This is a genomic window from Roseburia sp. (assembly GCF_041325975.1).
In the GTDB taxonomy this organism is placed as follows: domain Bacteria; phylum Bacillota; class Clostridia; order Lachnospirales; family Lachnospiraceae; genus Roseburia; species Roseburia rectibacter.
This window is the reverse complement of record NZ_JBGLEJ010000004.1, coordinates 254,532-267,856: the sequence shown is the minus strand read 5'-3', so window position 1 is coordinate 267,856 and position 13,325 is coordinate 254,532. Positions and strand designations below refer to the sequence as shown.

General features: G+C 42.3%; 11 protein-coding genes, 1 tRNA gene, 1 riboswitch and 1 other annotated feature. Of the genes, 11 read left to right on the top strand and 1 reads right to left on the bottom strand.

Annotated features, from left to right (window positions below; translation table 11 throughout):
* Window positions 1-21: 21 nt before the first annotated feature.
* Window positions 22-256 (top strand) — a binding site (T-box leader).
* 45 nt (window positions 257-301) lie between these two features.
* From epsC to ACDD58_RS04555, 8 genes are all read left to right on the top strand, one after another.
* Entirely contained in the window at window positions 302-982 is a 681-nt protein-coding gene (gene epsC, locus ACDD58_RS04590; protein ID WP_186898983.1) for a serine O-acetyltransferase EpsC, read from the top strand.
* Window positions 983-1,073: 91 nt separating this feature from the next.
* The gene (gene cysS, locus ACDD58_RS04585) at window positions 1,074-2,489 is read left to right on the top strand and encodes a cysteine--tRNA ligase (protein ID WP_370776080.1); all 1,416 of its coding nucleotides are present in this window, start codon (window positions 1,074-1,076) and stop codon (window positions 2,487-2,489) included.
* A 16-nt stretch (window positions 2,490-2,505) separates the two neighbouring features.
* A complete protein-coding gene (locus tag ACDD58_RS04580; RefSeq protein ID WP_370776077.1) occupies window positions 2,506-2,940 on the top strand; it encodes a Mini-ribonuclease 3 in 435 nt (144 codons plus the stop codon).
* 12 nt (window positions 2,941-2,952) lie between these two features.
* Entirely contained in the window at window positions 2,953-3,693 is a 741-nt protein-coding gene (gene rlmB, locus ACDD58_RS04575; RefSeq protein WP_370776075.1) for a 23S rRNA (guanosine(2251)-2'-O)-methyltransferase RlmB, read from the top strand.
* Window positions 3,694-3,720: 27 nt separating this feature from the next.
* The gene (locus tag ACDD58_RS04570; RefSeq protein WP_118209627.1) at window positions 3,721-4,347 is read left to right on the top strand and encodes a sigma-70 family RNA polymerase sigma factor; all 627 of its coding nucleotides are present in this window, start codon (window positions 3,721-3,723) and stop codon (window positions 4,345-4,347) included.
* Window positions 4,348-4,627: 280 nt separating this feature from the next.
* Window positions 4,628-4,751: riboswitch (TPP riboswitch) on the top strand.
* 94 nt (window positions 4,752-4,845) lie between these two features.
* Window positions 4,846-6,150, top strand: coding sequence for a phosphomethylpyrimidine synthase ThiC (gene thiC / locus ACDD58_RS04565; RefSeq protein WP_117919768.1), 1,305 nt, complete (start codon window positions 4,846-4,848; stop codon window positions 6,148-6,150).
* Window positions 6,151-6,215: 65 nt separating this feature from the next.
* Window positions 6,216-7,352 carry a PIN domain-containing protein gene (locus ACDD58_RS04560; RefSeq protein WP_370776071.1) on the top strand — a complete coding sequence of 379 codons (1,137 nt, stop codon included), beginning with the start codon at window positions 6,216-6,218 and terminating at the stop codon, window positions 7,350-7,352.
* Window positions 7,353-7,572: 220 nt separating this feature from the next.
* A tRNA-Thr gene (locus ACDD58_RS04555) sits at window positions 7,573-7,645 on the top strand.
* Between the two features lie 122 nt (window positions 7,646-7,767).
* On the opposite strand, the gene ACDD58_RS04550 is transcribed toward ACDD58_RS04555, so the two are convergent.
* The gene (locus tag ACDD58_RS04550) at window positions 7,768-7,911 is read right to left on the bottom strand and encodes an adenylate kinase (RefSeq protein WP_158570861.1); all 144 of its coding nucleotides are present in this window, start codon (window positions 7,909-7,911) and stop codon (window positions 7,768-7,770) included.
* A gap of 216 nt (window positions 7,912-8,127) precedes the next feature.
* Here ACDD58_RS04550 and ACDD58_RS04545 point away from each other — a divergent pair, with 216 nt between their 5' ends.
* From ACDD58_RS04545 to ACDD58_RS04535, 3 genes are all read left to right on the top strand, one after another.
* Window positions 8,128-10,158: an LTA synthase family protein gene (locus ACDD58_RS04545; protein ID WP_370776068.1), complete on the top strand. Its 2,031-nt coding sequence runs from the start codon at window positions 8,128-8,130 to the stop codon at window positions 10,156-10,158.
* Between the two features lie 26 nt (window positions 10,159-10,184).
* Window positions 10,185-12,737 (top strand): YfhO family protein, encoded by a 2,553-nt coding sequence (locus tag ACDD58_RS04540; protein ID WP_370776065.1) that lies wholly within the window; start codon window positions 10,185-10,187, stop codon window positions 12,735-12,737.
* Window positions 12,738-12,798: 61 nt separating this feature from the next.
* The gene (locus ACDD58_RS04535; protein WP_117919889.1) at window positions 12,799-13,263 is read left to right on the top strand and encodes a thioesterase family protein; all 465 of its coding nucleotides are present in this window, start codon (window positions 12,799-12,801) and stop codon (window positions 13,261-13,263) included.
* The last annotated feature ends 62 nt before the right edge of the window (window positions 13,264-13,325 follow it).

The following is a 13,325-nucleotide window of genomic DNA, read 5'->3' as shown; positions in this document are numbered from 1 at the left end:
AAACTTACCAGTATAAATACGATAAGGGCGTTGAACGGGAAGAGTAAGAAACCAGAGTGCTGACAGAGAGAAACTGCCATCGGCTGCAAGCAGTTTTCAGAAAGAGATTTCCGAAGTGCCTCCGTGAGCCTGTCCGGGGAAAGGGCTTTGTCTGCCAATACAGTATCCGGATACGGGTTACACACGTTAAGTGTATTGAGTGAGGATCATAAGATCCTTAAATTAGAGTGGAACCACGGATCATTTCGTCTCTTAGAGATGAAATGATCTTTTTTTTGATTCAGGAAAGGGGATGCCGGTTTTGGGAATCATCAGTCATATTAAGGAAGAATTTACAGTGATAAAGGAGCGGGACCCGGCGATCAAATCGCCGATGGAGGTATTGCTTTATCCGAGTTTTCGGGTTATGTTGAGCTACAGACGTGCGCATAAGCTGTATTTAAAAGGACATTTCTTCTGGGCGAGATATATTTCACAGCGGGCAGCGAGAAAAACAGGAATTGAGATACATCCGGGAGCAACGATCGGGAAAGGATTTTTTATTGATCACGGCAGTGGTGTGATCATTGGAGAGACGGCGATCGTTGGGGACAATGTTACTCTGTATCAGGGTGTGACACTAGGCGGTACCGGAAAAGAGACCGGAAAACGTCATCCGACGATCGGGGATAACGTTATGATCAGTGCGGGTGCAAAGATCATCGGTTCCTTCACCGTTGGAGAAAATTCCAAGATCGGAGCGGGAAGTGTGGTCATAGAGGAAGTGCCGCCAAACTGTACCGTAGTTGGTGTTCCGGGAAGAATCGTAAAACGTGACAATGTGAAGATGCCGCGCAGTGATATGGATCAATGCCATCTGCCGGATCCGGTCAAAGAGGATATTACCGTACTGCAGAGGGAAAATGCAGAACTGGTCAACCGTGTGCTTGATTTAGAGCAGGCAGTCCGGATTTTAAGTGCTGATGCACAAAAAACAAAATAAAATTGTATTTTGCTCCGCAAAACAAGGAGTAAAATCCTCTGCTCATCAGAGGATTCGCATTTTGCTTCGCAAAACAAGGAGGATTATTTAAATGGAAAATAAATTTCAATTTTACAACACACTGACAAGAAAAGTAGAAACGGTAATCCCGCATGAGGATGGAAAGATCGGCATGTATACCTGTGGACCGACCGTATACCATTTTGCACATATCGGCAACCTCAGAAGTTACATCATGGAGGATATATTGGAAAAATCACTCCGTTATGTCGGCTATGATGTCAAGCGCGTCATGAATATCACGGATGTCGGACATTTATCTTCTGATGCAGATACCGGGGAAGATAAGATGTTAAAAGGTGCAAAAAGAGAGCACAAAACAGTGATGGAGATCGCAAAATATTATACAGACGCATTCTTTAGTGACTGTAAGAAGTTAAATATCAAGACACCGGATGTTGTGGAGCCGGCAACGAACTGTATCCTGGAGTTCATCCATATGATCGAGGTGCTGCTCGAAAAAGGTTATGCTTATGTGGCAGGTGGAAATGTTTATTTTGACACTTCAAAATTAGACGATTATTATGTATTTTCTTCCCAGAGTGAGAAAGAACTGTTAGTCGGTGTCCGCGATGATGTGGAAGAAGATGTGAATAAGAAAAATAAAAATGATTTTGTACTCTGGTTTACAAAATCAAAATTTGAGGATCAGGCACTCAAATGGGATAGTCCATGGGGTGTTGGATATCCGGGATGGCATATTGAATGTTCCTGTATCAGCATGAAACATCTGGGCGAGTATGTAGATATCCACTGCGGAGGTGTAGACAATATTTTCCCGCACCATACCAATGAGATCGCGCAGTCCGAGAGTTACCTTGGCCATACATGGTGTAAATACTGGTTCCATGTACAGCATTTGAATGATAAATCCGGAAAAATGAGTAAGTCCAAAGGGGATTTCCTTACCGTATCCCTGCTGCAGGAAAAGGGGTATGATCCGATCGTATACCGTATGTTCTGTCTGCAGTCCCATTATAGAAAACCGTTGGAGTTTTCCTATGAAGTATTAGATAATATGGCTGCAGCTTATAAAAAACTGACCAAACGAATCGCAGAATTAAAGGATGAGGGAGCGGTACAGCAGGATAAATTTGATGCTTATAAGGCAAAATTTGAGGATGCGATCAGCAATGATTTGAATACATCAATGGCGATCACGATCATTTACGATCTGCTCAAAGATGATATGAATGATAAAACAAAACTTGCGTTGATCAATGATTTTGACAAAGTATTATCCTTAAATCTGACAACGGCACAGACAGATGCAAAAGAGGAGATCGATGCAGAGTTAGAAAACTATGTACTTGCAAAGATTGAGGAACGTAAGGAAGCAAAGAAAGCAAAAGATTTTGCAAAAGCAGATGCAATCCGCGATGAACTGCTTGAAAAAGGCATTGTACTGAAAGATACCAGAGAAGGTGTGATCTGGCACAAAGCGTGAGAGAGGGGAAATGCCGATGCAGAAAGGAATAGATTCCTATATTAAAGAACAGTTTGGGATCAGTGAAGTAGATATCCGGACATATTCACCTCTTACGTTAGCATATATCGGAGATGGGATATTTGACCTGGTGATCCGTTCGGTTGTTGTCGGAAAAGGAAACACGAGAGCAGGAGAGCTTCATAAGAGGACAAGCCAGATTGTAAAAGCACACACACAGGCGGAGATGATCGAGAAATTACTGCCGGTTCTGACGGAGGAAGAAACGGAAGTGTACCGCCGCGGAAGAAATGCAAAATCGCCGACAATGGCAAAAAATGCGACAATGTCAGACTACCGGAAAGCAACCGGATTTGAGGCACTGATGGGATATCTGTATTTAAAAGATGAGTTTGAACGTCTGGTGGAACTGGTAAAGACAGGTGTGGGCGAACTTGCACTGAAAATGTAAAAGGAGAGAGTAATGGGCTACGAAGAGCTGAAAATAGAGGGACGGAATGCGGTGCTTGAGGCATTCCGTTCCGGAAAAACGATTGATAAATTATTTGTGTTAGACGGCTGTCAGGACGGTCCGGTACGCACGATCGTAAGAGAGGCGAAAAAATACGACACGATCGTACATTTTGTGGAAAAGGAACGCTTAGACCAGCTTTCTGAGACAAAAAAACACCAGGGTGTGATCGCTGTTGCTGCTGCATATGAATATGCCGAGGTGGAAGATATGTTAAAACTGGCAGAAGAAAAGGGTGAGCCGCCGTTCTTATTTATTCTGGATAATATTGAGGACCCACATAATCTTGGTGCGATCATCCGTACCGCAAATCTTGCGGGGGCACATGGTGTTATTATTCCAAAACGCCGTGCAGTTGGTCTGACAGCTACCGTGGCAAAGACATCTGCCGGAGCGATCAACTATACCCCGGTTGCAAAGGTAACAAATCTGACTGCAACGATGAAAGAGTTAAAGGACAAAGGAATGTGGTTTGTCTGCGCAGATATGGATGGAACCTGTATGTATGATCTCGATCTGAAAGGACCGATCGGTCTTGTGATCGGCAGTGAAGGCGAAGGTGTTGGCAGACTTGTGCGTGAAAACTGCGATTTTGTTGCGTCCATCCCAATGAAGGGGGATATTGATTCTTTGAACGCATCAGTAGCAGCAGGTGTACTTGCATATGAGATCGTGCGGCAGCGTATGCGCTAAATTTGCAGCGGGAGTCTTGGGAGGAACATGTTAGAGTCATATCAGGATTTGACAGACGAACAGTTGATCGCGGTATTAAAAGACAGCGGTGATACGGACGGAAAGATCATGGATTATATTCTGGATAAATATAAACCGCTGGTCCGCAAAAAGGCAAATGCAGTATTTTTAATCGGTGGGGAGACGGATGATCTGATCCAGGAGGGGATGATCGGTCTGTTTAAGGCAATCAGAGATTTTGATAACACGAAAGAAGCGTCTTTTTTTCATTTTGCGGAATTATGTATCACAAGACAGTTATATAAGGCAGTTGAGGCGTCAAACCGCAAGAAGCATGCACCACTTAATTCTTATGTTTCTTTCTATTCAGAAAACGGCGAAAACGGATATCCGCTGGCGGAAACACTGACGATGGATGGAATCGGCAATCCGGAGCAGATGATGATCGATCAGGAGAATGTAGAGCAGTTCTGGAAAAGGCTCCGGACACATTTAAGCAGGATGGAACGGGAAGTATTAGACCAGTACCTTGCGGGACTTCATTATCAGCAGATTGCAGAAAAGATGGGAAAGACGCCAAAATCCATTGATAATGCGCTCTCGCGTATTAAGGCAAAAATCCGTGAGATGAATCCTGAAATGGGGAAGATGTAAAAGATTTATCTGCTTTTTTGTGGATTGTCACGAAAAATGATTGTGCATGTTGCATAAAAAATAAAAGAGAAAATTGTAACATTTGTGAACACTTATTGAGAAAATCATGCTATTATAATGACTGTAAAAACCCCCCAATACATTATATATAGTTTTTGCTATACCCCATAGTAAAAATACCTTCTCCTAAAAAGACAGCATCGGCTGTCTTTTTTGTTGTACAAATATTGACAACTATCATAGATTCCGCTAGACTGAATGAGTCGGTAAAATATAATAGAAAACAACGCAGAGGGACTGCATGTCTGGGATAGTGCCTGGAGAGATTGCAGTTGAGAAGGTTAAAACCTGACTCTTTGAACCTGTCAGTTAATACTGTCGTAGGGAGCGTATTGGGAAGATGTTATCTCCTGTCGCACTTGCGGCAGGAGATTTTTTAAATCATTCATAGAAAAATTCTCATCGCCAGCAGTCTTTCATGCGAAAAGGAGAAAATGTATGGAACAGTATACAACACAGATGGATGCAGCAAGAAAAGGCATTGTGACAAAAGAATTAGAGATCGTGGCAAAAAAGGAGCGTATGACAGTAGAGGAACTGATGCCGCTTGTAGCAGAGGGAAAAGTTGCAATCTGCGCAAACAAACATCACACATGTATTGATCCGGAGGGCGTGGGGTCCATGCTCCGCACAAAGATCAATGTCAATCTTGGTGTGTCAAGGGACTGCAAAGATTATGATGTGGAGATGGAGAAAGTTATGGCGGCAGTCAATATGGGCGCACATGCTATTATGGATTTATCCTCTCATGGAAATACAATTCCGTTCCGCAGAAAACTGACCGCAGAATGTCCGGCAATGATCGGTACCGTGCCGATCTATGATTCCGTGATCCATTATCAGAGAGATCTTGCGACACTGACCGCAAAAGATTTTATTGATGTGGTGCGTCTGCATGCGGAAGATGGCGTGGATTTTGTGACACTGCACTGCGGAATTACAAGAAAAACGATCGAGCAGATCCGGAAACATAAACGTAAAATGAATATTGTTTCCCGCGGAGGTTCTCTTGTATTTGCGTGGATGTGTATGACTGGAGAAGAAAATCCGTTTTATGAATATTACGATGAGATCCTTGAGATCTGCCGTGAGCATGATGTGACCATTTCACTTGGAGATGCCTGCCGTCCCGGATGTCTTGCGGATGCATCTGATGTATGCCAGATCGAAGAACTGGTAAGACTTGGAGAGCTGACAAAACGTGCATGGGAGAAAGATGTACAGGTTATGGTAGAAGGACCGGGACATATGCCAATGGATCAGATCGCAGCAAATATGAAGATTCAGCAGACTATCTGCATGGGTGCACCGTTTTATGTGTTAGGACCGCTGGTTACTGATATTGCACCAGGATATGACCATATAACATCCGCAATCGGCGGAGCAATCGCAGCGCAGAACGGAGCAGCATTCTTATGTTATGTCACACCGGCAGAACACCTGGCACTGCCAAACGTGGAGGATGTAAAACAGGGGATCATTGCATCGAAGATCGCAGCACATGCAGCAGACATTGCAAAGGGTGTCCGTGGAGCAAGGGAGATCGATGATAAGATGGCAGATGCAAGACGTGTATTAGACTGGGATGCACAGTGGGAATGTGCAATAGATCCGGAAACGGCTAAAGCAATCTGGAACAGCAGAAAACCGGAACACGAGGATACCTGTTCCATGTGTGGAAAATTCTGTGCAGTACGCAGCATGAATAAAGCACTTGCGGGAGAATATATTGATATTCTGTAAAAAAGAGTAGAGGCATGATTCCGTCTTATGTTATAATAAATGTGTTTCGATCAGCCGGTGATCAGATGAAAAGAATATATTTGGTTGACAGTGAGAATGTAGGAGATATATGGGTACCGTTACTGGTAGCATCACAGCCTGATGAGGAAGTGATCGTATTTTATACGCAGAAAAGTCCGCATATGAATTACGAAAATGTGAGGTTATTAAAGGAGACGGAGAAAGAAGCAGAGTTTATAAAATGTTTTGAGGGAAGCAATGCACTTGATTTCCAGCTTGTTACACAGCTTGGGTATATGTTGTGTGAGAATCAGGAAAACTGTTATGTGATCGTTTCAAATGATACCGGATTTGATGCAGCAGTCCGCTATTGGAAACAGCGTAATATGCCGGTACAGCGTATCAGCGGAAAAGAATTAAGCCGCAGATTACAGCAGAAGACAAAAACAGCAGAGTTATTGGAAAATTCCACAGAAGCTGCGACGGGGCAGACCGCAGAATTTCTGAAACACAAGACAGAAGCTGCGACAGGGCAGACGGCAGAGTTTCTGAAACACGAGACAGAAGCTGCGACGGAGCAGACAGCTGAGTCTATGAAAAACGAAACGGTAACTGCGGAAGAACAGGTACAGACGGAAAAATATGCGGAATCAGAAGAAATGTCTGAACCAGAAGAGATTCAGATGGAAATGCCGGATGAAATTATGAGACCGGATGAAACAGCAGATGGAAATCAGCAGGATGAAGAATTGTCAGATGCAGATCCAGAGAAGAATATAATGGTGAAAACACCAGAGATTTCAAAGGAACAGGATGAGGTTATCCGCAGCCTGCTTACCTGCATCAGCAAAGATCGTCTTGCAGATTTTCACAATGCACTGGTATTGTTCTTTGGGGAAGAGATCGGAAAAGAACTTTACCAGGAGGCAAAGAACAGTTCTGCATATGCAATCTGCCGTGAGAATCAGAATGCGATCAGTGAGGAAGAGAAGTTTGACGTTTATTGTCAGACAGTATTTGCCTACAGTGATCCAAAACTGGACTGTCCGGAAGATTTTTCCTCGTTTTTGTATAAGGCAAATGCGAAGAGAAAGAATCTCAATTCATTAAGAGCTGCATTGCAGGGACATTATGGCAAAGATAAGGGAATGAAATATTATTCTCTTTTTAAGTCACACATCAAGATTATGAATCGGATGTAAAAAAGGAGAGGCTGATTGAAACAAAACGGGAAGAACATAACGGATGTGGTGACAAAACACCATCTGGCCAGAAGACCCGAAGAACACAATCCCGGTGAGACATGGAATGTTGATCTGGGATTGTGTAAATTTTTTGAAAAATTACAAAAATTTCCTGCATTTTATGCTTGACAAGCGTACAATCCTATTGTATAGTAATACAGGTGTTGAAAAACACAATGCTGCTGTGGCTCAGTCGGTAGAGCGTCGCATTGGTAGTGCGGAGGTCACGGGTCCGATTCCCGTCAGCAGCTTTTTTTGTGCCCAAAAAGATCATAAACAGCAGATTGTATATTTTGAAGAAAGATTTTTTATCACGGATAAAAGGAACAGAGCGGCAGACGGTCGCTCTGTTTTTTTAATAAAAATACAAAATTTAGTTCTTTTTGATCTGTTTATCTGTATTACCGGCAATAAAATGATCAATGAGAAGATTGATCGTATGCTGCTGTGTTTCAATGATTTTTCGGAAAGTTTCATTCTCTTTTGTCAGACGGTTGATTTCAGATTCACTATTCATTTTCATCTTCCTTTTTGCGCCACTCAAATCGATACAGGTATTGTATATATTTTCATGTTAAAAAAAATTATTTGAAATGTCAAGACAATAAAGACGTCTGTGGGAAAGATTATTGCTTTATTAACATAAAGCGTCAAAATAACTATTTGATTCGACAGAACATGCAAAAAATAAAGGCTGGGAAATAGTGTTGCAATACTGGAAACTTATGAATTTATGAATTTTTTACGAATAGATGTTATTTGCTGGAGGAATGTGCTAAAATATCATTCGGCTAATTATCTAAAGGGAAGATACACCCTTGAAATGAGGTTTGACATGAATGCTAGCAGAAAAAGAAAAAATACGAAACCAAAAGGTTTCTGGGAAAAATTAAAAGAGCAGAGAAATGAGAAAATAGCAGCCAGGAACAAAAAGTCGGATAAGAAGAATGATATTTTAAAAAAGGCAGGAAGCAGTATCATATCGTTGCTGCTTGTCATATTGCCGCCTGCGGCATGTTTTTATCTTATGGAGTGTTATTCACACAATCCGTTTATGGTCGTGCGTCCGTGGGCTCAGTTTTTTAATATTGTACTGTTTTTACTGGTAACGATTGTACTGTTTTTGCTGACAGGAAAATTAAAGACAGCACACCGGATCGTTTATGGTGTGGCGATGATCTATGGTATTGCAAACAGTTATGTAGTGCGTTTCCGTACAAATCCGATTGTGCCGTGGGATATTTTTTCATGGAAAACGGCGGCGAGTGTGGCGGATAATTATAATTTTATGCCGGATACGCGTATGGTCGTGGTAACACTGGTGTTTCTTGTGGCAATCGCATTATTTCATTTTATAAAGGTAAAAGTAACACGTTTTGTATTCTGGAAACGGCTTATACCGGCAGCACTTGTGGCTGTGGTGTTTTCACTGTTTGCGGGAACCTTACAGCAGGAGAGCTTTCAGAACAGCCACAGACTTTATAATAAGCTGTTTACACCGGTCTACATGACAGATGTGGATGGAATGGCAGTCACATTTGTGATGAATCTTGCATATATGTCGATCGATAAACCGGAGCATTACAGTGACTCGGAGGCACAGGCAGTGCTTGATTCCTACGGAGCAGGAGGTGCAATGACGGAGGATACTGATCCGGCAGCAAAAGATGATACACAAAAGGATGAAGAACTTCCAAATATCATTGTGATGATGAATGAGTCGTTTTCGGATCTGTCGGTTCTGGGTGATTTTGAGACAAATGAGGATTACATGCCGTTTATTCACAGCTTGGAACAGGGAGCAGAAAATACGGTTACCGGAATGTTAAACGTATCTGTATGTGGCGGAAATACGGCAAATACCGAGTTTGAATTTCTGACCGGCAATACCATGGCATTTCTTCCACAGGGAAGTATTCCGTACCAGCAGTATATCAATGGGGATTTAAAGGCACTTCCGGATTATCTGAAAACATTAGGATATCAGACGATTGCAACACATCCATACAATGCAGGCGGATGGGAACGTGATACGGTTTATCCGATGTTAGGTTTTAACGAAAGTGTATTTAAAGATGAGTATGTGAATCCACAGTATGTGAGACAGTATATCAGTGATGAGAGCTGTGTGGATAAGATTATCGAATTTTATGAAAATAAAGAAACAGATAAACCATTGTTTGTTTTTAATGTGACAATGCAGAATCACGGTGGATATCAGGATCAGTATGGCAATTTTACCCCGGATATCTCAGTGAAAGATTCCACTAATTTTTCGCTGCAGCAGTATTTATCGCTGGTAAAACTTTCTGATTCAGCGTTGGAGTCTTTAATCTCTTATTTTAAAGATGCAGATGAAAAAACAGTGATCGTTTTCTTCGGGGATCACCAGCCGAGTGATGCCGTTGCATCTACGGTTCTTGCAAAAAATGGAATGTCCTGGAATCACCTGACAGAGGAACAGCAGAAACTGCGTTATCAGGTTCCTTATGTGGTATGGGCAAATTATGATATTGATGAGGAAACGGGTGCAGATACGAGTGCAAATTATCTTGCAGCAGAAGTGTTAGAGCGTGCAGGTGTTCCACTGGACGAATACCGTTCCTATCTGATGCATTTAAAGACAGAATATCCGGTCATTTCTGCCGTGCGTACGGTAAAAGCAGATGGCAGTGAAGTGCGGGGTTCCGATGAAAAAGATGAGATGGATATTTACCGGAAACTGCAGTATTATGAGTTGTTTGATCATGGAACTGTCAATTAGAAAATGATAAAAAGAGAGGTTTTGTTTTGAAAAGAGAAAAGAAACTACAAAATCAATTGTGGGAAGAAAGAATGCCGCTTCTTGCTTCATTCTTTCTGCCATTTTTTATTCTGGTTGTGATATGTATCCTTCATGACGTTTATCCGTTTGGAGAGCAGTGTATTTTACACATTGATATGTACCATCAGTACTGTCCTTTTTTCACGGAGCTGATGGATAAGATCAAACATGGCGGCAGTCTGTTTTACTCATGGAATGTCGGACTGGGGGCAGATTTCATCTCTCTGTATGCCTATTATCTGGCAAGCCCCCTGAACTGGCTGCTGCTGTTATGTCCGCAAAATCATGTGATCGAATTTATGACCTTGCTTGTGATCTTGAAAATTTCATTTGCGGGACTGTTTTTTGGTTATTATTTAAAAGAGCACTTTGAAAAAAATCATATTGCGGTCAGTATTTTTGCGACAGCCTATGCATTGTGCGGATTCTCCGCAGCCTATGCATGGGATATCATGTGGTTAGACTGTATGATGTTAGCGCCGCTTGTTGTTCTTGGGCTCGAAAAACTGATCAAAGAGAAAAAGGTACTGCTTTATTATATCTCGCTGTCTTTATGCATTATCAGTAATTATTACATTGCGATCATGGTATGCATTTTTCAGGTGATCTGGTTTTTGATCACATGGCTTGAAAATAAGGAAACAGGGATCGGTGCCTGGATTCGTTTTGCAGTTTATTCTCTTCTGGCAGGTGGAACGGGTGCAGTTCTGATCATTCCTGAGGCGATCACACTTGGTGCGAGTGGGTCACAGAATATTTCGTTCCCGGATACGATGGAATGGTATTTTAACATCATTGCGGAGCTGGGAAGACATTCTGTGATGGCAGAGCCCTATACAGGAAAAGACCACTGGCCAAATATTTACTGTGGAGTATTTGTTATTCTTTTGTTTGTACTATATTTGCTTAATCGTGAAATATCCTGGAAAAAGAAGCTGGCGCGTGGAATTCTGGCAGTATTTTTTGTTCTCAGTTTTTCAAATAATATACTTGATTTCATCTGGCATGGTATGCATTTTCCTGATTCCCTGCCGGGAAGACAGACTTTTTTATACGCATTTTTATTGCTTGCGGTTGCATATGAGGCATTTTTACATTTTAAAGGGACGCGGTTTTTAGATGTGATCGCAGCGGGAGTGGCATCAGTTGGTCTGATGGCAGTTTCCTGTCATTTTTCCGATGGGACGATCTTAGGAGAGAGCGCGGCAACGGCAACTTATGTATTTCTGGGCAGCTATATTGTGGTGCTGCTGATCTATTTTTATGCGGAGGAATGTATCCGGGAAGATGAGGTAAAAAAGATCGGAAGGATCAAAAGGGCAACCAGGGAAGAACTGAAGAAGATCATGCTTGTCTGTGGCTGCGTAGCGATGCTGTTAGAATTATTCTTTAATTACAATGTGACCGGACTTGAGACAACAAGCAGGACTGCTTATGTAAAGGCGGTGGATGATTATCATGTGGTACTTGCAGAGGCAAAAGATCAGGCACAGAAGGAAGGCGTATTATTTTACCGGACAGAGGAATTAGAGCGTAAAACGAAAAATGATGCCGCATTGTATGGATATCGTTCTGCAACACAGTTTTCGTCACTGATGAATTTAGATGTCAGTCATTTTTACCAGGCAGTCGGAATGGAGGGCGGTAAGAATTTTTACTGCGTGAATGGGGCAACACCGCTTTTATCTGCGATGTTATCCCTGCGCTATGTGATCGCAGATAATGCGCTTGAGGCAAACCCGATCCGTTCTTTTGTGGCAGGAAGCGGAAACACTTATCTCTATGAAAATAAATACGTGCTCCCGCTTGGCTTTATGATGGATGAGAATGTGATCGAAGCGTGGGATTATTCTGATTTAGACGAGATCACAGCGCAGAATAAACTTGCAGAACTTCTCGGTGCAGATGAGACGATGCTGACAGAGATCCCATCGGAATCAGTGGTCGGAGAATCAACGATCGATGTGCAGGAAGATGCATATATTTTTGCTACCTATGATTCGACGACCGTGGACAGCCTGACAGAAGAGATCAGTGACGGCAGGACAAAATCTTTCACGAAAGTTTCGCATGGTTATACGCTTGATCTTGGATACTGCACGGCAGGTATGGAAGTAAAGATCAAAAACAGCAGCGAGGAGAGGGTGAACATTACTGCATATGCCTTAAATCTCGATGCAGTAGATACTGCTTATCAGACATTAAATGAGCAGACGATGGAGATGACATCATTTTCCGATACGAAGATCACCGGGACGATCGATGTGAAAAAAGAAGGACGGCTGATCTTTTCAGTGGCGGATGATGCAGGATGGAAATTGTATGTTGATGGAGAAGAAACCAAGCCGGAAGTTTTTGGAGAGGCATTTATCAGTACTTATCTTGAAAAAGGAACACACACGATCGAACTGCGTTACCGGACACCTGGATTTATGGTGGGAGCCGGGATCTCATTTGTCTGTGTTATGATCGTTATCCTGACCGCATGCCTGACCGCACGGATAAAAAGGCACCATTGAAATTAAAGCGGTTCTGTGAGATACTATAGCTTGGAGGAGTTTGAGAAAGGTAGTGATTTATATGAGTAAAAAAGAGATAGAAATTTATAATGAAAATGCCGATGATATCAAAATCCGCCCATATGAGCATCATGCAAAATATTATGAGACGGATCAGATGGGGATCATCCATCATTCAAATTATATCAAATGGATGGAAGAGGCGAGGATGGATTTAATGGATCAGATCGGACTCAGTTACAAACAGATGGAGGAGATGGAGATCATAAGTCCTGTGCTCTCCGTATCCTGTGAGTATCACAGCATGGTACATTTTGATGATACCGTCGTGATCGAGACAAAGATCACCCGTTATAATGGTATCAAGATGGATTTGGAATACCGGATGACAGACAAAGAGACCGGAGAACTGCGGACAACCGGAAAGAGTTCCCACTGCTTTTTGAACCGTTCCGGAAGACCGATCTCATTAAAACGATCTTATCCGGAGATCGATACGAAGTTTTTTGAGTATACGGATGCGTGATGGAAGAAACAGCCATCATGTAATATACAGATTTTGGAAAATATATAAGAAAGAGGAAAGTA